The sequence below is a fragment of the Pseudomonas sp. RA_105y_Pfl2_P56 genome, from assembly GCF_963970845.1.
Taxonomy (GTDB): domain Bacteria; phylum Pseudomonadota; class Gammaproteobacteria; order Pseudomonadales; family Pseudomonadaceae; genus Aquipseudomonas; species Aquipseudomonas baetica_A.
Genome location: NZ_CAXAPL010000066.1, coordinates 1 through 19645, shown reverse-complemented (window position 1 = coordinate 19645; position 19645 = coordinate 1). Strand labels below are relative to the sequence as shown.

Annotated in this window: 15 protein-coding genes; 6 read left to right on the top strand and 9 right to left on the bottom strand. The window is 59.3% G+C overall.

Annotated elements, in window-relative coordinates:
- Positions 1-204: 204 nt before the first annotated feature.
- The 5 genes from dxs to AACY11_RS27235 form a co-directional block, all read right to left on the bottom strand.
- A complete protein-coding gene (gene dxs, locus AACY11_RS27255) occupies positions 205-2103 on the bottom strand; it encodes a 1-deoxy-D-xylulose-5-phosphate synthase (protein ID WP_339496177.1) in 1899 nt (632 codons plus the stop codon).
- 91 nt (positions 2104-2194) lie between these two features.
- Complete coding sequence (gene ispA / locus AACY11_RS27250; protein WP_339431312.1) at positions 2195-3082, bottom strand: (2E,6E)-farnesyl diphosphate synthase; 888 nt, start codon at positions 3080-3082, stop codon at positions 2195-2197.
- Positions 3079-3321: an exodeoxyribonuclease VII small subunit gene (locus tag AACY11_RS27245; RefSeq protein WP_003228627.1), complete on the bottom strand. Its 243-nt coding sequence runs from the start codon at positions 3319-3321 to the stop codon at positions 3079-3081. The genes ispA and AACY11_RS27245 overlap by 4 nt, the downstream gene beginning before the upstream one ends.
- Before the next feature lie 103 nt (positions 3322-3424).
- The gene (locus AACY11_RS27240; protein WP_339431313.1) at positions 3425-4015 is read right to left on the bottom strand and encodes a retron system putative HNH endonuclease; all 591 of its coding nucleotides are present in this window, start codon (positions 4013-4015) and stop codon (positions 3425-3427) included.
- A complete protein-coding gene (locus tag AACY11_RS27235; protein ID WP_339496176.1) occupies positions 4008-5315 on the bottom strand; it encodes an AAA family ATPase in 1308 nt (435 codons plus the stop codon). The genes AACY11_RS27240 and AACY11_RS27235 overlap by 8 nt, the downstream gene beginning before the upstream one ends.
- Before the next feature lie 428 nt (positions 5316-5743).
- On the opposite strand from AACY11_RS27235, the gene AACY11_RS27230 reads away from it, so the two are divergent.
- Genes AACY11_RS27230 through AACY11_RS27205 form a run of 6 tightly spaced genes read left to right on the top strand, consistent with a single transcriptional unit; the run spans position 5744 to position 15929 of the window.
- On the top strand, positions 5744-6535 hold the full coding sequence (locus AACY11_RS27230; protein WP_339431315.1) for a YfaP family protein: 792 nt from the start codon (positions 5744-5746) through the stop codon (positions 6533-6535).
- Between the two features lie 38 nt (positions 6536-6573).
- Positions 6574-8286, top strand: coding sequence for a DUF2138 domain-containing protein (locus AACY11_RS27225; protein ID WP_339464746.1), 1713 nt, complete (start codon positions 6574-6576; stop codon positions 8284-8286).
- Positions 8271-8921: a DUF1175 domain-containing protein gene (locus AACY11_RS27220; RefSeq protein WP_339431419.1), complete on the top strand. Its 651-nt coding sequence runs from the start codon at positions 8271-8273 to the stop codon at positions 8919-8921. The genes AACY11_RS27225 and AACY11_RS27220 overlap by 16 nt, the downstream gene beginning before the upstream one ends.
- Positions 8918-13492, top strand: a complete 4575-nt coding sequence (locus tag AACY11_RS27215; RefSeq protein WP_339496175.1) for an alpha-2-macroglobulin family protein — start codon at positions 8918-8920, stop codon at positions 13490-13492. Before AACY11_RS27220 ends, AACY11_RS27215 begins: the two co-directional genes overlap by 4 nt.
- 1 nt (position 13493) lies before the next feature.
- Positions 13494-15113: a DUF2300 domain-containing protein gene (locus AACY11_RS27210; protein ID WP_339496174.1), complete on the top strand. Its 1620-nt coding sequence runs from the start codon at positions 13494-13496 to the stop codon at positions 15111-15113.
- Between the two features lie 3 nt (positions 15114-15116).
- Positions 15117-15929 (top strand): YfaP family protein, encoded by an 813-nt coding sequence (locus AACY11_RS27205; RefSeq protein WP_339431318.1) that lies wholly within the window; start codon positions 15117-15119, stop codon positions 15927-15929.
- A gap of 44 nt (positions 15930-15973) precedes the next feature.
- Here AACY11_RS27205 and darG read toward each other — a convergent pair whose 3' ends face one another.
- From darG to AACY11_RS27185, 4 genes are all read right to left on the bottom strand, one after another.
- A complete protein-coding gene (darG, locus tag AACY11_RS27200) occupies positions 15974-17059 on the bottom strand; it encodes a type II toxin-antitoxin system antitoxin DNA ADP-ribosyl glycohydrolase DarG (RefSeq protein ID WP_339496173.1) in 1086 nt (361 codons plus the stop codon).
- Entirely contained in the window at positions 17056-17700 is a 645-nt protein-coding gene (darT, locus tag AACY11_RS27195; protein WP_339496171.1) for a type II toxin-antitoxin system toxin DNA ADP-ribosyl transferase DarT, read from the bottom strand. The genes darG and darT overlap by 4 nt, the downstream gene beginning before the upstream one ends.
- A complete protein-coding gene (locus AACY11_RS27190; protein ID WP_339431321.1) occupies positions 17697-18278 on the bottom strand; it encodes a DarT ssDNA thymidine ADP-ribosyltransferase family protein in 582 nt (193 codons plus the stop codon). The genes darT and AACY11_RS27190 overlap by 4 nt, the downstream gene beginning before the upstream one ends.
- A gap of 185 nt (positions 18279-18463) precedes the next feature.
- Complete coding sequence (locus AACY11_RS27185) at positions 18464-19384, bottom strand: restriction endonuclease (protein ID WP_339464741.1); 921 nt, start codon at positions 19382-19384, stop codon at positions 18464-18466.
- Positions 19385-19645: the final 261 nt, after the last annotated feature.

Here is a 19645-nt window from a genome sequence, read left to right as displayed (position 1 = left end):
TATCGGCGCTTGGGTGAAAGGAGGAGGGTGAAATCTCCCACGGTCTGTACTGCGCTAACAGTCAGAATCGAGCCTTGTCCCTCCTCCTCCCTTCAAGTCCTACCATACAAGCGGGCTTGCTCGCGAAAACGCAGTGTCAGTCATCTCAATATTTGACTGATCCGGCGCTTTCGCGAGCAAGCCCGCTCCCACAGGGTATTGCGTTTATTTGTTGAGCAGTGCCAGACGCTCGCGAATCGACGCTTCGATCCCGGCCTCATCCAGCCCGCACTCGGCCAGCATCTGCGCAGGCTTGGCGTGCTCGACGTAAATATCCGGCAAGCCCAGGTGCAGCATCGACTTGAGGATGTTCTCGCGTGCGAGAAATTCGCTGACCGCGCCACCGGCGCCGCCCATGATTGCGTTCTCTTCGATCGTCACCAGCAACTCGTGGTTTGCAGCAATCTCGCGCACCAGTGCTTCATCCAGCGGTTTGACGAAGCGCATGTCGACCACGGTGGCATCGAGCGTCTCGGCGACTTTCAGCGCCTCGGCAAGTTGCACGCCGAACACCAGCAGAGCGACTTTGCTGCCCTGACGACGGACGATGCCTTTACCGATTTCGATCGGCTCGAGATCTTTCTCGATGGTCGCATTCGGGCCCGTGCCGCGAGGGTAACGTACAGCCGCAGGGCCGTTGTAGCGGTGGCCGGTGGTGAGCATTTTGCGCAGTTCGTTTTCATCGCTCGGGGTCATGATGACCATGCCCGGGATGCAGCGCAGGTACGACAGATCGAAGCTGCCAGCGTGTGTCGGGCCGTCTTCACCCACTAAACCTGCGCGGTCGATGGCGAACAGCACGTCGAGATTCTGCACCGCCACATCGTGAACGAGCTGGTCATAACCGCGCTGAAGGAACGTCGAGTAGATCGCCACCACCGGTTTGGCGCCTTCGCAAGCCATGCCGGCAGCGAACGTCACCGCGTGTTGCTCGGCAATGGCCACATCGAAGTAGCGCAGCGGGAAACGCTCGCTGAACGCCACCAGATCCGAACCTTCCTTCATTGCCGGGGTAATCCCGACCAGACGCGGATCCGCTGCTGCCATGTCGCACAGCCATTGGCCAAACACCGCCGAATACTTCGGCCCGCCAGCCTTTTTCGGCGCAGCGGCCGGGGCGTCGACAGGTTCAAGTTTGGTAATTGCGTGATAACCGATCGGGTCGACTTCCGCCGGGGCGAAGCCTTTGCCTTTTTTGGTGACGATGTGCAGGAACTGCGGGCCTTTCAGATCGCGCATGTTGCGCAGCGTCGCGATCAGGGTCGGCAGGTCGTGGCCGTCGATCGGGCCGATGTAGTTCCAGCCCAGCTCTTCGAACAGGGTGCCGGGCACCAGCATGCCTTTGGCGTACTCTTCGGTGCGACGGGCGATTTCCCAGGCACCAGGCAGGCGCGACAGCACTTTCTTGCTGCCTTCACGCATGCTTGCGTAAGTGCGGCTGGACAGGATTTTCGCCAGGTAATTCGACAGACCGCCAACATTGCGCGAGATCGACATGTCGTTGTCGTTGAGGATCACCAGCATGTTGGCGTTCACCTCCGGCGCGTGGTTCAGCGCTTCGAAGGCCATGCCGGCGGTCAGCGCGCCGTCGCCAATCACGGCAATCGCCTTGCGATCACTGTTCTGCAGACGGGCGGCAATCGCCATGCCCAGCGCCGCGCTGATCGAGGTGCTGGAGTGGCCGACGCCAAAGGTGTCGTATTCGCTCTCGGCGCGGCGCGGGAAGGCCGCTATGCCGTCCTTCTGGCGCAGGGTGCCCATGCGCTCGCGACGGCCGGTGAGGATTTTGTGCGGATACGCCTGATGACCCACGTCCCACACCAGCCGGTCATCCGGGGTGTCGAAGACGTAATGCAGCGCGATGGTCAGCTCGATCACGCCCAGGCCGGCACCGAAATGCCCACCGGTCTGACCGACCGTGTAGAGCAATTCCAGGCGCAACTCATCGGCCAGGGTTTCCAGCTCGGCTTCGCCTAACCGGCGCAGGCCGTCCGGCGTGTTCGCGCGGTCGAGCAGGGGCGTGGTCGGGCGCTTGCGGGGAATCTCATGAAACGTCGTGGGCATCAGGCGAATCGTTATAGGTATAGAAGAGGCGGCAGTTTACCTGATGCATCGCCCCCTGCCCACGCGTTGGTCTTCTTTGGCGGATTTGCCGTCAGTGGCGGCGCTCGACGATATACCGGGCCAGCTCGCGCAAAGGCTCGGCTGCCGCGTCAAACGGTCGCAGGGCGTGCAGAGCCTGATCGCGCAACTCCAGGGCATAGGCCTTGGCCGCGTCCAGACCCAGCAGGGCCGGGTAGGTCGGTTTGTCGCGGGCGATATCGGCGCCCTGGCGCTTGCCGAGGGTGGCGGTATCGCTTTCGACGTCGAGGATGTCGTCCTGCACCTGAAAGGCCAGACCGATGGCCTGTGCATAAGTCTGCAGGGCGTTGAGTTCATCCTGCTCGGCACGGCCGCTGGCCAGGGCGCCGAGTTTGATGCTGACTTCGATCAGCGCGCCGGTCTTGTGCCGGTGCATCTGTTCGAGGGCTTGCTGATCGAGCTTCAGCCCCACCGAGCCGAGGTCGATGGCTTGACCGCCGACCATGCCCGCCGGGCCTGCGGCGTGAGCCAGCGCAGTGACCATTTGCAGGCGAATGTCGGCACTCAGATCGCTCAGGTGGGGGGCGAGCAGGGCGCTGAACGCCAGGCTTTGCAAGCCGTCACCGGCGAGTATCGCGCAGGCTTCATCGAATTTTTTGTGCGTGGTCGGCTGACCGCGACGCAGATCGTCGTCGTCCATTGCCGGCAAATCATCGTGCACCAGCGAGTAAGCGTGGATCAGTTCAACGGCGCACGCTGCGCCGTTGGCCTGCTCAGCCTTGCCACCGAGCGCTTCACACGCGGCGTAGGCCAACAGCGGACGCACGCGTTTGCCGCCGTTCATCACGCTGTAGCGCATGGCCTCATAGAGGCGCGCCAGTTCTGGCAACGGGGCGTTGAACAGGCTTTGCAGTGCCGCGTTGACCCGGGCCTGGCTGGTCGCCGAATACGCTGCAATCATTCTGGCTGTTCCGCGTCGAAGGGTTCCTCGGCGAGTTCGCCATCACGCTCCAGCAGCACTTGCACCTTCTGCTCGGCCTGGGCCAGCGCTGCCTGGCAGTCACGGGTCAGCCCGATGCCCTGCTCGAAAGCGGTCAGCGAGTCTTCCAGCGACAATTCACCGTTCTCCAGACGCTCGACCAATGTTTGCAGGTCGGCGAGGGACTGTTCGAAATCCAGTGCAGCTTTTTTGCGGGCCATGGCGGCTATTTCCGGTTGACGTTAAACCGGCGCGACACTAGCAGATAGGGGGTTTATGGGCAAATGAGCGGGGACGCGTTAATGATCGGGTATGACGAAATATCTAGCTGATCAAACGAAGCAATATGTAGCGGAAAGGTGCCTCCTTCAAAAAATCATTCGCGACCAGAGGTTGTTCTTGCAGCAGGCTAACAAAGGCTTTTATCCATTTTTCCCGTTCAAGAACGAGCGCAGCGCTTTGAAGGCCAAGCATGTCTCTCGTTTGACGAACCACATGCTTCTCCCTTCTGCTGAGAGTAGGCATAGGCTCCAGTGAGCCATCCGACGACAGTGAGAACTGTTCGTTACAGCCGGGTGCAGGCTCAATCGGAAGGAGCCGGTCACCCTTTCGTTGGCCGCACCCATCTGACCGAATACATCCGTGTGCATAGTTGGTATAGGTGAACGTCAAGTGAGGATGCCCATCATTGCCGCGCTTGGGCTTGATGTGGTCGATTTGTCCAGTATCGGCTTCCAATGGCGTTTCGCAGTAGGCACAAAGCCCACCCTGATCGTGATGGAGACTTGCCTTCACGATTTTTTTCACCAAGTGAAAAGCAGCGCCATCGAATTCATTTGGCCCTGCTTGTGGATAGGCAGCATTGAAGTCCAGAAGCGCTTGCGGCATTACGGGGTTGTGAGCCAACTCAATCATTGCGCGTCTTCCTGACTTGCGCCGCAAGGAATGTCCAGAGCGTCATATCGGCTTCGGAGATTTCATAACCCGCTTCGTCCAGTTCCTGTTTCAACTGTTGCGCTTGCGGAGTCATGCCCGCGCCATCTCGAAATAGCTGTTCATAGGCGTGCGCTGTTTCGACTATCGGCATCGGTGGACGGGTGCTCACATTCATGACCCCGGCCAGGGCATCTCCTGACTTCTGTGCCAAAGGACTCATTGCCGGTTGTTCCGAGATCCATCCTTGTTCGTCTCTATGAATCACACGGATCTGTTCACGGTTCACGGTGGTCAGTACTTGAGGACTATGCGTGCTCACGATGAACTGGATCTTGGGAAATGCCCTGCGTAAGGCTGCCAGAACTTGTTGTTGCCAGGCAGGATGCAGATGCAGGTCGACTTCATCAATGAGAACAATGCCTTCTGTCAGCAAAGGCGCCTGATCTTGAAACTGACCATTCAAGCGTGCACAACGAAAGGCCATGTCGGCGGTAAGCGAAATCATGGCTCGAACACCATCGCTGAGCAGGCTGATAGGTAACAGTCCATGATCTGGGTGGGACATTGCGAGATCTTCGAAACTGAGGCTGTAATGAAAGTTACTCCACCCTTCATTCTCCAGAACCAGATTCACGGCATTTTGAATCCCGGCGATTCTGGGTTGTAGATCTGACTCTTCATACCCCGGTAATTCCCGCTGCTGGAGAAGTGCCATTGTCGCCTTGCGCATCCATTGCTGCATTTGTACAAAGTTGGAAGCAGAGGACAGGCAGTCTTCATAGCCCATGGTTCGGCTGGCGCTAACCACGGCTTTACGCGAGCTATTGTTATGGGTTATCCACAATCGTCCGGCAGGGTAATAGCTAACCAGCGGCAAGGCTGTTGCTACTTTGGAACGCAGCGAGTCCTGGAGTTTTTTGCCCCAGTTCGCCAGAGCGGATGCTTCTTTTGTCGTAGTACGGCTTTTGGGGCCATGCAATGCTCTTTGCCACTCGATATCTGGCTCCTCAAGCACTGCATCGATAATGACAGGAAAGTTTTGTTCATTTTCGAAACTGTTGCCCAGACGCACATAACGAGCGTCTGTCCGCTCGATATGTTTGGAGTTCCCCATATCAAAAGCACCGACAAATGGTCCAAGAGCGGTTGCGATGGCCTCAAGAATTGTAGTTTTACCTTGCCCGTTACGTGCGGCAATGACCGTCAGTTCAGGATGGAAATCGATTTCGATCTCTTCGAATCGACGGAAATCCTTTAATTTCAGTTTGCGCAGCTTCACAGGTCCACCTCTGGTCTCCTACCGTCCTTGCCGACGGTTTTTCTGGCAGTAGTTGACCATGAGATGACCTTGAGCTCCAGTTGAAATAGTGCTTTGAGTTCGCGCCAGTCATGCCTCTGGCCAAGGCAAAACCGGAGGTCTTGCCAGCCAGGATTGGCCATTTCGCGTGGGGTGATTGGATCAGGCTGCTTATTCGGCTCATTTCGTGAGCCGAATAAGCCCGCTATTCGGCTCACACCCAATAAATGTGCGTGATTCCCACCGCAAAAGCAGATGTATCCGATTGTTAAAAAACTACTAAATCGCTACTCTTCGCGCCTTCTACGACCTGGCAGTCACGGGTCTTTCAGACGAAACGCAGTTTCTACCGCTGTGAAGTACCGAGGATCGGGTGCAAGGTTTCGTTCAGGCATGGCAGGAGGCGTTACATGCGTTCATTTCTTTGGCTGCTGATCGGGTTGGCCTGTGCGCCTGCGCTGAGGGCTGCGCCGAGTGCCGAGTTGTCCGAACCGGTGGGTGGCTGGCGCTATCACGGGTTGCTTGATCGCAGTGAAAACCCGCAAGTCGCCTATCCGACGCCGCCAATCGATCGCGGCATCCAGCGCAATCGCACGATGATTCAAGGCCAGCTCAAGGCCATCGGCCACATGCGCCCGCCGCACAGTCTCGCTGTGAATGGCAATCCGCTGAATTTGTACACCGACGATCAGGGGCGTTTCGCCCGGCCGTACGCGTTCGGCGCCGGTTCCAACAGTGTCGAAGTGATCAGCGCCGAAGGCCAGTCGCTCAAGCGCGTGCAATTTTATGAAGCAAATAACCTGCGCACGCCGGCGCGAATTCGTCTTGTCTTGGGGTGGGACGATCCGAAAGCCGAACTCGATCTGCACATTGTCACGCCTGACGGTCAGCATGCGTTCTGGGCGCGGCCGGCGCTGAGCAATGGCGGCGGTCTGGACCCGGATGGCGTCGATGGCCCCGGCCCGGAAATGTTCACCATGACCGCTCCGCTGCACGGTACCTATCTGGTTTACGTCAACTATTGGGGCAACTTCGGCAACGGCGGCTATAACTTCGAGGAGACCAGCAACCAGAACGAGGTGATCACCTCGCAAATTACGCTGGTACTCAACGAAAACACTGTCGACGAAAAACGCGAGACGTTCATCGTGCCCCTGCGGGCGATCGGTGATCTGCTGCTGGTCAAGACTTTCAACTATTAAGCATCCCGCAACACGGATGAACTTCGGGTTTTGTGAATATGAGTGATAACGCTGCTTCTCCGGCCGTCCCGACACCGGCCGGCAAACCTTCCCGACGCTGGCCGGCGCTGCTGATCGGGCTATGCCTGGTGGCCGGCGTGGCGGGTGGTTTTGGCTGGCTGCTGCTCAAGCCCAAAACACCGCCGGCCGAGCTGGCCAGTGACAAGCTCGGCCTGAGCCGTCCCGATGCGCTGCTGGAAACCCGCTCCCTGAGCCAGTTGCCCAAAGACCTGCTGACGGTGCCGTTTCTCAAAGCCACGCTTACCGAAGATTTCGTTTTCTATTACGAAACCCACGGCGACCGACTCGGGCTGATCGGCAGCCTGCGCCGGATCATTTACGAGCACGACCTGAAACTGCAGGACAGCCTGATCGAGCAGCTTTTTGATCAACCGGCAGACGTAGCACTATGGCGCGGGGCTGATGGCCGGTTGAAGGATTTCCTGTTGGTGATGGATCGCGGCGGGCTGGCGAAACTGCTGGAGCCTTTGGCGAAAGTGGCGCTGGATGACACGCAGCTCAGCGTGTTCGGCAAACTTGAAGTCGGCAGCGACGAGGTGCCGCTTTATCAGCTCAGCTACAACGCCAGTAAATCCCTGTTGTTCGCCTCCCATGGCGACAAACTGGTGGTGCTGTCCAATCCTGCGAAATACTACGAGGCAGAAAACGGCGCATCCGCAGAGTGGGGGCACGTTTCGTCTCAAGCGCTGGCGGCACTGCTCAATGGCGACAAACTGTTCCCGCAAGCGTTCGGCCTGCCGGCCAAGGCGCCAGAGATCAAACAACGCCTGTCGGTGAATTCCAGCGTGCTCGCCATGGGGTATCAGCGCTTTATCCCGAACTTCGCCGGGCTGCGTTTCGACATGGACGACAAGGGCTGGCACAGCTACCTGGCCATGGACGAGCTGGACAACCAGCCGGACTTCGATTTCAAACCGGTGTGGCAAGCCATGCCGCTGGGCGCCAGTGCCTGTGTGACCTTGCCGGTGGCGGCCGAACCGCAGAAACCGCTGTTGGTGAAACTCGGCGCCGAAGAGGCGGTAGCGCAGACACTCACCGAACACGTGGCTGGCGCGGCGGGCCTATGCTGGTACGCCGATTCGCGGCTGTACACGCCACTGTTGGTCGCCAGTTTGAAGGATGAGGGCAACAGCCAATTCGACGGTGATCTCGGCAAACTGTTTGGCTCGATGGTCGGCGCCTTCGAGCCCAACGTCGAAGAAAGTGTCTTCCCGGTGATCGAGAAGCAAGAAGGCCAAAGCCATGTCTGGCGGCGTCAGGTCAGCTCGAATTTCGGCCCATACGCAGCAAAAACCGCCGAGAACCCGGACGCGATCAGTGGTCGGGCGTTCATGAACGTCAGCCTCGCCCGCCACGGTTCGACGCTGCTGTTTTCCCTCGACGACAAACTGGTCGACAAAGCGCTCGGCACCCTCGACAAACGCTTCCCGCCGATGGCCGATGTGCTGCCCAAAGACGTACTGATGCCGATCTATTTCGGCCCTGACTCGATGGCGCAACTGATGCAGCAGGAAACCCTCGACAGCCTGCCGCAGGACATGGAACCGGTGTTCTACAACGCCGCGCAAACCTACCTGATCCCGAAACTGCGCACCCTCGGCGGTTATGGCAAATATGCCCTGACGTTGCCCGAAGGCAGCGAACCCGACGGCCACTGGCAATGGCTGCCGCTGGAATGGAAAGCGCTGTGACGGCACTGATCCGCAGCCTCGGCCTGCTCGCGCTGTTGCTCAGCGCGGGTGCCCGCGCCATGGAGGCACCGGCGCTCGATCCGGCGCAATCACAGGTGTTCCGCGCCTGGTTTGTCCGCATCGCCCAAGAGCAATTGAGCCAGGGGCCGAGCCCGCGTTGGTACCAGCAGGACTGCGCCGGCCTGGTGCGTTTCGCTGCCAACGAAGCGCTGAAAGTCCATGACAACAAATGGCTGCGCAGCAATGGCCTGTCCAACCGCTATCTGCCGCCGGAGCTGTCGCTGAGCGATGACCAGCGCAAGCTCGCCCAGCAATGGCAACAGGGCGGGGGCAAAGTCGGGCCGTACGTCAACGCAATCAAACTGATTCAGTTCAACAGTCATCTGGTCAGCCGTGACGTGTCACAGGCGCGCCCCGGTGACCTGATGTTTTTCGATCAGGGCGACGACCAGCACCTGATGATCTGGATGGGCCGCTACATCGCCTATCACACCGGCACCACAACCCCCACTGACAACGGCATGCGTTCGGCAAGCCTGCAGCAACTCATGACATGGAAGGACACCCGATGGATACCCGACGCAGCCAACCCCAACTTCATCGGCGTCTATCGACTGAACTTTCTCTCCCAATGACCGGTGCCCGCATGTTGCGACTCTGCGCAAAAATTCCTCTGTTGCTGGCACTGCTGCTGCCGCTGGCGACTGTCAATGCCGACGATTCGGTCGAACCGAGCGGTTACACGCCGGTGTCCGGTGAAAGCTTCTTCCTGCTGGCCGACAGCAGTTTTGCGGCGGACGAACAGGCGATGGTGCGCCTCGAAGCACCGGGCCGTGACTACCGTCGTTTCCGCATGGAACCCTACGGTGGCGCCGACATTCGCGTGTATCGCATCGACAAGCCACTGGATTTCCTCAAACGCCAGAAGAACCTGCACCGCGTGGTCAGCGATGGCCAGTTCAAGGGCGAAGGCCTGTCCAACACCCTCGCGTATCTGTGGGACAACTGGTACCGCAAATCGCGGCGGGTGATGCAGCGTGCGTTCTCCTACGAGTCGCGCAAACAGGTCACCGAGGAAGTGCCGGAACTGAAGATGGGCAACGCCATCGCCGCACCGACCCCGTATGACGCGCAACCGCAATTCGCACTGATTCCCGGTTTGCCGGTGGTCAGCCAGTTCCGTTATCCGCTGTGGCAGGCCAAACCGATCCAGCCGCCGGCCGGGGTCAATCTGGCCGGCTCCTCCAGCGATTTCGTCAGCGTCGCGCCGGGCAACGTCTACATTCCGCTGGGCAACCTGAAACCCGGTCTGTACCTGGTCGAAGCGCTGATCGGCAAATACCGCGCAACCACCATGGTGTTCGTCTCCAACACCGTGGCGGTGAGCAAAATCGCCGGTGATGAATTACTGGTCTGGGCGGCGCGCAAGCACGAAGGCAGTTCGGTGCCGAAGGTCAATGTGCTGTGGACTGACGGCCTCGGCGTGATGAGCAGCGGTGCTACTGATGCCGAGGGTTTGCTGCGCCTGAAACACGTCAGCCCTGAGCGTTCATTCGTGATCGGCGAGGACGAAGAGGGCGGGGTGTTCGTCTCTGAAAACTTCTATTACGACAGCGAAATCTACGACACCAAGCTCTATGCGTTCACCGACCGCCCGTTGTATCGCCCGGGCGACTGGGTGTCGCTGAAGATCGTCGGTCGTGAGTTCAAGAACGCACGGGATTCGGTGCTGCCGGGTGCGGCGGACGTCAACGTCAGCGTGCTCGACGCCACCGGCACCGAACTGCAACGAATGGATCTGAAGCTCGATTCGAAGGCCGGCACTCAGGGCCGTTTCCAGTTGCCGGACAACGCCGTGGCCGGTGGTTATGAACTCCGTTTCAACTACAAGGATCAGGCGTACAGCAGTGCGTTCCGTGTGGCGGAGTACATCAAGCCGCACTTCGAAATCTCGCTGAATCTGGCCAAACAGGATTACCGCACCGGCGAACCGGTCAAAGGCAGTCTGGTGTTGCTGTACCCGGACGGCAAACCGGTGGCCAACGCCAAACTGAGCCTGAGCCTGCGCGCCCAGCAACTGTCGATGGTCGACAACGAACTGCAATACCTGGGGCAATTCCCGGTGGAATTGACCAGCACCGAACTGACCACCGACAGCAAGGGCAACGCCAGCCTCGACCTGCCGGCCGCCGACAAACCGAGCCGCTACATGCTCACCGTGTTCGCCAGCGATGGTGCGGCGTATCGGGTCAAGACCACCAAGGAAATCCTTATCGACCGTGGCGCCGCGAGTTTTCGCTTGAGCGCGCCGCAACGCTTCAGTGCGGTCGGCGACAAAGTCGCGTTCAGCTACGCCAACGAAGGTGGCAGCGAGCAAAGCAAAGCCGTGACGCCGAGCTCTTATGGCTGGGTGCGTCTGGAGGATCAGAGCACGGGCGAAGGCAAACTGGCGGCCAGCGATAAAGGCTTCAGCCTCGCTTTTGAACGTCCGGGCACCTACAACCTGACCTTGAAAGATCAGCACGGTCGCGTCCTCGGCGCTACTGCGCATTCGGTCACCGGCGACGGCGTCAAAGCCGTGCCGGGCACCGTGGAAATCGTCCTCGATAAACCCGAGTACAAGGCTGGCGATGAAGCGCTGGCGCTGATCACCTTCCCGGAACCGGTCAGCGATGCCTTGCTGTCGCTGGAGCGTGACAAGGTCGAAGCCACCGCGCTGCTGGCCAAGGGCGGCGACTGGCTGACACTGGAAAAACTCAGCGACACCCAATACCGCGCACGCATCCCGGTGAAGGACAACTTTGCGCCGAACCTGACCTTCTCCGTGCTGTACACCAAGGGCGGTCAGTACAGCTTCCAGAATGCCGGGATCAAAGTGGTCGCGCCGCAAATCGACGTGGCGATCAGCACCGACAAAGCGGTGTATCTGCCAGGCGACACCGTCACCGTCGACCTGACCACGCAGTTCGCCGGCAAAGCCGTACCGGCGCACCTGACCGTCAGCGTCGTCGATGAAATGGTCTACGCGCTGCAACCGGAAGTCGCGCCGAGCATCGACCAGTTCTTCTACCACCCACGCCGCAACAACGTGCGCACCAGCGCCAGCCTGTCGTTCATCAGTTACGACGTAGCGTTGCCGGGCAGTCCTGGCGCGCCGGGCAAGGCCAACCGCAGCGAGCGTGGCGTGAAAGTGCTGGAGCGTCCGCGTCGCGAAGACGTCGACACCGCCGCATGGCAACCTGAGTTGCTGACCGGCGCCGACGGCAAAACCCGTTTCACTTTCAAAATGCCGGACTCGCTGACCCGCTGGCGCATCACGGCTCGGGCGATTGCCGATGACGGTCAGGTCGGGCAGAAGAAACAGTTCGTTCGTTCGGAAAAACCGCTGTACCTGAAGTGGAGCGGGCCGAGCAAACTCCGTAAGGGCGATCAGCCGCAACTCGGTGTATTCGCCTTCAGTCAGGCCGAGAAACCGGTCAAGGCTGAACTGGTGACCCATTACGCCGGCGCCGAACAACGCCTGCCGGTGACCCTGAATAACGGCATCAACTATGTGCCGCTGCCGGCATTTGCGTTGGCTTCGGGCGAGTGGACAGCGGAACTGGTGCAGGACGGCAAAATCGCTGATGCCTTGGCCGTGCGCTTGAGCGCGACCGGCGATGGCTGGCAAGTGACGCAGACGCAAAGCCTTGATGTAGCCAGCGGCGACACGCCGTTGAGCCTGCCGGCGGACGCCACCGATATTCGCCTGCGTCTGGATGACAGCCCGCAAGCGCTGTTCCGTTCTGCCCTCGACGATCTGCTGAGCTACCCGTACGGCGGCGTCGAGCAAACCGCCAGCCGTTTGCTGCCACTGAGCATCGCCTATCCATCGCTGGCCTCGAGCCCGCAGATCCGTGATCGCTTGCGCCTGATCATGCAAAACAGCCGCCTACGTCTGGTGCAAATGGCCGGGCCATCGGCGAGCTTCACTTGGTGGGGCTATGCCGGTGAACCCGATGCATTCCTCACCGCTTATGCGTACTACGCCGACTGGAACGCCAGCCAGGTGCTGGAACTGACCTTGCCGCCAGAGCACTGGCAGCGAGTGTTGGAGGTTTACGCCAAACAGGCGCCGAACACGCCGTTGCTGCAACGGGCGCTGATATTGTCGTTCGCCAGGCAAATGCGCTTGCCGGTCAACACGTTGCTCAGCGGTTTGATGGAGGATCTGGCGAGGGCCGGTGAAGGTAATGCCGAGACGCTGATGGACGACGGCCAGGACAGCCTGGTGATGAGCGATCCGGATTCGGCTTTGGGTCTGGCAGCGGCGCGGGTCTTGACCGCCTCGCTGGCCACGCAATCGAAAGTCTCCTTGCCTGAAACCTTCAGTCGTCAGGTGAGTGCGGCACAACAGCGTCTGGCCGTCAGCTCGCAGCCGTTTGCCGAAGCGCTGAACCTGTCGCTGCAAGCGTTTGATCAGCCCCGTGCGACGGCGTTGTTGCAGCGTCTGCTGCCACAGCAATCGACCCTCGAACGTGCGCTGGCGCTGACCTGGCTGCAACGCAGCATCGCCCAGGCGTCGCCGACCATCGCCCTGACACCGGGTGAAGGCTGGAAGAAAAATTACGGCGCAACCGGTGAGATGTACTGGACGTGGCAGGGCAATGCAGCGGTGCCAAGCGTGTTGACGGTGTCTGGCACTCAAGAGCGTCCGCTGCGTGCGGCGCTGAGTTTCCAGACCCAGCAACCGGCCGTCGATCCGATGGCGGTGACCATCACCCGTCGCCTGTTGCGACTGGTGCCGGGCGACGAAGCGTTCACTTTCAAACTGGAGCCGGTCGGCACCAAACCGCTGTCCAGCGACAGCCTGTATCTGGACGAAGTGATCCTCACCAGCAAAGCGCCCAAACCGCTGCGCTACGGCATGCTCGAAGTGCCGCTGCCACCGGGCGCCGATGTCGAGCGCACAACGTGGGGCATCAAGTTGCAGGGCAAGGACGGTACCGAACCGACCTCGCTGGAGAAGGCGCGTTTCGAGCCGGGACAACTGGCCTACGCGGTGCCGGTGGATGCCCTGAGCGGCGAGTTGCGTCTGCGCCATTTGGTGCGCTTCTCGCAGAAGGGCCGGTTCAACCTGCCGCCGGTGCGTTTCACTCAGGTGTACGCGCCACAGCATCAAGCCCAGGAAGCGAAAGCCGCCCTCGGTCAGGTCACGGTCAACTGACATGACCCGGCCGCTGCTGTGGCTGCTGTTGTGGATGATTCCTGCGCTGGCGACGGCGCAGGATGAGCCACTGCGCGTGGCGTACAAAGGTGAGCTGTTGTCACTGAGTACGACGCAACTGATTGCTCGTGAACCGTTGCCTTCGACCCTGGATGCGCCGCTGGGCAGTCTTTGGAAGCTGTTTGTCTACGCGTGGCTGGTGGATACCGGCGCTCGGGAGCCGGCATATGAATGTCGCGGGCAGTCGAAAGAGGAAGTCTATTGCTGCTCGGCGGGCGGCAAGATCGAGCGGGATCAGGCGTTGGTGAAGTCGTGTGGGCTGTATTTCGAGCCGGCGCGGTTGGGGATTGCAGCCGATGACTGGCGAACCTACTGGCAGGCGCGTAAGGCGCCATTGTGGTTGCTGGATTTGCCGTCGGTGCAACCGGCCACGCGGGTTTCGGTGAGTGAGTTGCTGAGTGTTCTGGCGTTGCTGCCAGCTCAAGAACAGATGCGCCGCGTGTTGCTCGACGTGGTGCTCAATGCTGCCGACGGCAATGTCGTCGGTGAACTCGGCGCGCGCTTGCGGGTGAAAACCTGGAGCTGGCTCGGCGATCACGACCGGCAGTCGCGGCAGGGCGGATTTGCCGGATGGACAGCGGACGGCTCGCCGGTTTGGGCCGGAGGGCGCGGCACCAGTCAAATGGTTTTACGGCATTACGGTGCTGCGTTGGCGACGGTGTTGCCGGTTGCGTGGCCGGCAGAGGCGAGGCGTTGTGTCGAAGTCGGACTGTTCTCGCGCTATCCCGTTGTACGGGTTCTGGCGGGCGAACGGGTCGTGACGTCTGGCCCGTTGCAGGGCGACTACCGTGTTGATTTCGCCAACGGCAACGCGCTGGATATCCACAGCGACGGCGAACTGTTTCTGCTCAATGACAAACTCGTCGCAAGGCTGGATCGCGAAGAATACGTCGCCCGTGTCCTTGATCGCGAAGCCAAACCCGAACCTGGCGAAGCCGCCAAAGCACTGGCCGTGGCGATCCGTACCTATTTGCTGCAAAACGCCACGCGCCACGGCGATTGCCTGAGCATCGACGACAGCAGCAATCGCCAGCGGGTTGCTCCACGCCCGGCATCGGCGCAATCGCGCAACATCGCCGCCTGGACGGCCGATCTGGTGTTGGCTGGCAGCACCGTCACCTATCACTCCGACCAACCCGGCCCGGACAAACTCGCCTGGCAGCAAGCCGTCGAACAAGCCAACGCTGGCCAGCGCTACGACGCAATCCTGCTCCATGCCTATCCCCGCGCCAGCCTCAGCCGCTGGGACAACCCGGTCGCTTCCTGCGAAGCACTGCCCGCCGCGCAAGACTGGCTGCAAAAACAGCGACGCGGCTGGCGTCAGAAGCTTGAAAGCGAAACCGGCTACAACGAAGTCAGCACGTTCGCCGTGTGCAAACTCGCGTTCGGCCGCCCCTTTGTCGACCGCGAACGCCAGCGCATCTATGTGCGCGGCGTACTGACCTTGCAAGACCGCCTCGACCTGACCCACGAATATCTGCACCTGGCCTTTGAAGCGCATCCCAACGGCCAGGATGAAACCTACATCGAAGGGCTCGCCCGTCACCTTTTGCTGGAATAGACCATGACACTCCGTTATCCACAGGTCTTGTTGCTGCTCTGCACGCTGACCGCGTTATCGCCGACTAGGGCCGCCGACAGCATCAAACTCGACACCCCGGTCGGGGGCTGGCGCACCGGCGCTCCGCAAGGCGAGGGCGAAAGCTTTCGTCAGACCGTCAACTACCCGGCCTCCTCGGTGAACACCCCGGTCGGCCAGGCCAACACAGCGCGCATCAGCGGCCAGATCAACGCCAGTCCGAAGAATAATGAGCCCGGTCGACTGATCGTCAACGGCGTCAGCATGCCGCTGAAAATCGACGCCGCCGGCCGCTTCGACCGTCCGTTCTCCTTCCCCAACGGCAGCAACAGCGTCGAAGTGCGCAGCCCCGACGGCCAACAACGCCGCCGCACTCAATTCCTCAACACCAGCGGCGGTGCTACCCCGCCAAAACTGCGCGTGCTGCTGGCCTGGGACAGCGACGGCACCGACCTCGACCTGCACCTCGTCACCCCCGACGGCGCCCACATCTGGTACGGCAACCGCGTCGCCCCCAACGGCGGCGCCCTCGACGTCGACGTCACCACCGGCTACGGCCCGGAAATCTTCGCCATGCCGGCGCCGATCAAGGGGCAGTATCTGGTGTATGTGAATTACTACGGTGGCGGGTATCGCAGCGATGAAGATGGCGGGGATGAAGCCGCGCAACCGCTGACGACGGCGCAGGTAACGGTGATTACCGAGGAAGGCACACCAAGCGAGAAGATGGAGACGTTTTTGATCCCGATGCGGGCGGTGGGGGAGTTGACGTTGGTGAAGGCGTTTAGTTATCCGTGATGGGGAATTGAGCAGCAGGTTGCTGCCCAACTCCTTTCAATCACTCAGGCCGCCAGTTCAGGTCGGAAACTGCTGGAGGTCAGACGCTTGAGCGCAATATCAAGTGCCTGATCATCGAACAGTTTGCTCTTGCGAGCAGCAGCACCAGCGCCACCGTCCCACTGCTTCAACGCCTCACGCACTGCAGGTACGGTCGCAGATACCTCTTCCTGGCTCAACAGCCAATCCACCGTCGCCAACAACTCCATGCCGAATGGCGATTCAAAACCGTCAATCAACTCGGCAGTCCGTTCCAGGGCTTGAGAGTATTCCTTGGCCTCCGTCTTCAGATAAGTCTGCAAAAAGGCTTTGCGCTCTTGATCAAACCAGATCACATCGCTAATGCCTGCGTCACTGATGCGTTTGTCACAGTGCAGATAACTGCCATCGAGGTTATCGAGCAGGTGCTCCAGCCGGTTGGCGTACGGCCCATATTTGTGCGCGACAAACTTCAGATTCAGAGGGTTCTCGGTATTTGGCAACTTCTCGATAGCGCGCTCAAGAAACCAGGCCAGCTTCTGGATCTCTAGCAGACTGCACTCCATGCCTAACACCCAGTAGCGACGAACCAGTTCGGCGATAAGCGCGCGGGCTGGCGTGAGCGTTTCTACGCCCGAACGTTTGGCGACGTTCAGATACTGGTTCGAGGGCTCGAATACCAAGACATCAGCGTCCAGATCCCCCAGCACTTCGACAATCTGCTCACGGACTTCAGGCCACTTCAAGCCGCCGTTACCAGCACCTAGAGGCGGGACGGCGACAGATTTCACGTCGTTCTCAAGCAGAAACCGACGCAGATCATGCAAGCCCTCAGTGATCCATGCCATTTGCGACGGAGAACGCCAATGGCGTTTGGTTGGGAAGTTCACGATCCAGCGAGGGCCATCGAGTTCATTGGTGGCCGTCACATGCATCTTGCCGGTTTCTACTTCCTTCGCCTTACACGCTGCTGCATAGAGACGGTAATTTTGCGCAAAGCGTTCTTTGAACATCAATGCGATGCCCTTGCCCATCACGCCCACGGTATTCACCGTGTTTACGAGGGCTTCGGTTTTGGCTTCCAGCAGGTTGCCTTGGGTGAATTTGATCATTGGAAATACCATTTGGGACGCGCATGGACAGGCAGCGTCAGGCCTCTAGCGGCGACGTCTGCTTCTATGCGTGCTTTCATTGCATCGGTGTGGCACATGATGCCCAGTAGTCCCGTAATCGGTAAGTGATGGTGGATCAGCGCCTCAGCCTGATAACGCTCCATTTTGCGAGGATCATCAGGATCGCGCTTGAAGTCGCGCCGTTGAAGGATAGACCAATCGATCTGGTCGAGATTGGCCAGATCGCTGTAATAGTTTGTCCAACTCGGATAGGCGTGCGCGTTTGTGAAGACAAACGGTAGGCCGAGCTCTTCAACGCGATACAGGCTTGAGACCAGAATCACGATCTCGTCATTGCTGCGTTGCTGAACACTCCAGCCAGAGTGAATGTTCTGCATCATCACTGAGAAGGGCGTGAAATAGAAGGGCACGTAGTCGGCCAGAACGCCTTCGGGAGCGATGGGCACCTGACGGGAACGGCGCTTGTCGATCAAGTCGACGTTACCGATATTCACGTACTGAGGTGCCTGTGCTTCCGAGTTTGCGCAATGCAGACCGTTGTCCAGAATCCAGGGCAGGTTATCGCGATGGACGATACGCCAAATCAGAGCTTTCTCTGGATTCAGGCTGGTGTAGTTCATTGATAAAACATTCTCTGGTTCACGCTGGTTTGCACATTAACATCGGCCGCCTGCAATTTAGCTACGCAAAGTGCATCGACTTCTTCGCTGGGGGTGAAGATTTTGAAGAAGGCATCAGGTTTAACAACCCCCGGTGCGAGACACTCTGCCATGCAGATGCTTTTGCAATGAGGGTCCAGGTAATCGCGACTGCTCATGACATCCCACTCGATGGCTTCGAAACCCTGTTCGTAATCAAGTAGCTGTATTGAGTCGCCTGCTAACGGGTGGCGTGGAATGACTTTCCAGCCGTATTGCTTGGCTGTTGATCTGTAGACCGAGATCAACACAAATCGGGCCTCTGGCCTGTTGCGCTGCACGCTTCCGTCAAATGGATTCTTCGCAAACCAGTGGAAGGGCACGTAGTTGTCGAGCTGCAGAGTCTGCCGCTTTTTCAGGATTTCAGCATCTGCGACGTCTTTGAAACCCGAGAGGCCGGCGCGAGGTTTCAAGCCATCCCTGAAAATTCCATCCAGGTTTTCAACAGAAGTAAGGTGGTAGAGAAGCTTCTGATCCTTGATGCTTTTAACGTCCGACATAGTGGTCTCCTTGACCTGCACATCAACCTAAACTGAATTCAGTCCCGGCCTTGCCCCGCGCTGATGTAACCCTCGATCCGTGGGGGTTGGTAGAACAATCATCGTGATTCTAATGTGCCATCACTTTTAACTACAAGTCCAATATGGAAATTGGTTAGCAGGGTCAAGCAGCAACACGCCTGAACTCACTCTTCGTCAAAATAATCGCGATCCAGCGTCGGCAACCGCAACAAACGGGATGTCACGCCCACCTCATGATCCATCATCAGATGCACCAGCCGCGTGCCGTCTACCAACACAATGCCGTCCACCGATTTGGCGAAGTCGACAGCGTGCGCTGTAAAGCCAGAGGTGGTAATGAACACGCCACGCTTAGCTTTCTGCCCAGCAAGCGCCCCATAGAACGCCTGCAGTTCAGGCCGGCCAACCGTGTTCTGCCAGCGCTTGGCCTGAACGTAAACCTTCTCCAGCCCCAATTTATCGAGCGAGATAATGCCGTCGATGCCGGCATCACCGGAACCGCCGACACGTTGCAGATCATTGCGACTGGCGCCGTAACCCAAGCGATGAAGCACATCCAGCACGATCACTTCGAAACGGTTGGGGCTGACTTGCAGCAAGTTGTCCAAAAGGTCGGCCGCCGTGGCATCGCGCAGTTCCTTTAGCGCTCGCTCCAGTCGGTCGTCGGGGCTTTCGGTGGCGGAGGCCAGATCTGGCTCCACATTTGGTTGGTCATCCAGTGGCTCGGCATCTGGCGCGACTTTCAGCTTCACATTCATGTAACCGATTGCCAAATGCTCCACATCCTTGGCTGACAGTGGAAATGCATGCTCCTGGGCGTACTGCACTCCTGCGTCAGTCAACTTCCAATAACCGCGTTTGGCACTGCTGGAAAGACCGGCGCGCTTGAGACGATCGTGCGCCCAGCCAGATCGGTTCTTGTAGGTGGCCTGACCACTCGCGATCAGCTCCTCACGCTGCGCTTCTGTTAACTGCAGCATTTTGGCTGCCGCTTCGTGGGCGTCCCGAGCAATTGCACCGTCGGGTTTTGTGGCGAGAAACCGCAGGATCGGTTCGATGAACTGATCGTAGGTTGGAACGGACATGGGCGCATCCCTGTGCTGGTGGGTGTTTTTGAACTGACCGGCAGGCGAGTATAAATTAACGTTCGCTGAGGGGGGCTCTGAGCGTTAGCGCTGGGGCTGTGAAAGCGTGAGCCGCTGTTGCTAGGAAGGCATTATGTCTAGTCCTGAAATAGGTTTACACCGATCTCACCCTAACGCCCGATGCACTGCATCGGGCGTTTTGTATTTTAAGGACAGGTGCGGGCGCTCTTGGTTGTAGATCAAGACCGCTTCCCGCACCAT

Excerpts from the sequence above, each read along its gene's own strand:
- ispA (WP_339431312.1), bottom strand. The coding sequence starts at position 3,082 with ATGATTGCAGCGTATTCGGCGACCAGCCAGGCCCGGGTCAACGCGGCA.
- AACY11_RS27215 (WP_339496175.1), top strand. The coding sequence starts at position 8,918 with ATGACCGGTGCCCGCATGTTGCGACTCTGCGCAAAAATTCCTCTGTTG.
- AACY11_RS27185 (WP_339464741.1), bottom strand. The coding sequence starts at position 19,384 with ATGTCCGTTCCAACCTACGATCAGTTCATCGAACCGATCCTGCGGTTT.
- darT (WP_339496171.1), bottom strand. The coding sequence starts at position 17,700 with ATGAACTACACCAGCCTGAATCCAGAGAAAGCTCTGATTTGGCGTATC.
- AACY11_RS27210 (WP_339496174.1), top strand. The coding sequence starts at position 13,494 with ATGACCCGGCCGCTGCTGTGGCTGCTGTTGTGGATGATTCCTGCGCTG.
- AACY11_RS27225 (WP_339464746.1), top strand. The coding sequence starts at position 6,574 with ATGAGTGATAACGCTGCTTCTCCGGCCGTCCCGACACCGGCCGGCAAA.
- dxs (WP_339496177.1), bottom strand. The coding sequence starts at position 2,103 with ATGCCCACGACGTTTCATGAGATTCCCCGCAAGCGCCCGACCACGCCC.
- AACY11_RS27240 (WP_339431313.1), bottom strand. The coding sequence starts at position 4,015 with ATGATTGAGTTGGCTCACAACCCCGTAATGCCGCAAGCGCTTCTGGAC.
- AACY11_RS27245 (WP_003228627.1), bottom strand. The coding sequence starts at position 3,321 with ATGGCCCGCAAAAAAGCTGCACTGGATTTCGAACAGTCCCTCGCCGAC.
- AACY11_RS27205 (WP_339431318.1), top strand. The coding sequence starts at position 15,117 with ATGACACTCCGTTATCCACAGGTCTTGTTGCTGCTCTGCACGCTGACC.
- darG (WP_339496173.1), bottom strand. The coding sequence starts at position 17,059 with ATGATCAAATTCACCCAAGGCAACCTGCTGGAAGCCAAAACCGAAGCC.
- AACY11_RS27190 (WP_339431321.1), bottom strand. The coding sequence starts at position 18,278 with ATGTCGGACGTTAAAAGCATCAAGGATCAGAAGCTTCTCTACCACCTT.
- AACY11_RS27230 (WP_339431315.1), top strand. The coding sequence starts at position 5,744 with ATGCGTTCATTTCTTTGGCTGCTGATCGGGTTGGCCTGTGCGCCTGCG.
- AACY11_RS27220 (WP_339431419.1), top strand. The coding sequence starts at position 8,271 with ATGGAAAGCGCTGTGACGGCACTGATCCGCAGCCTCGGCCTGCTCGCG.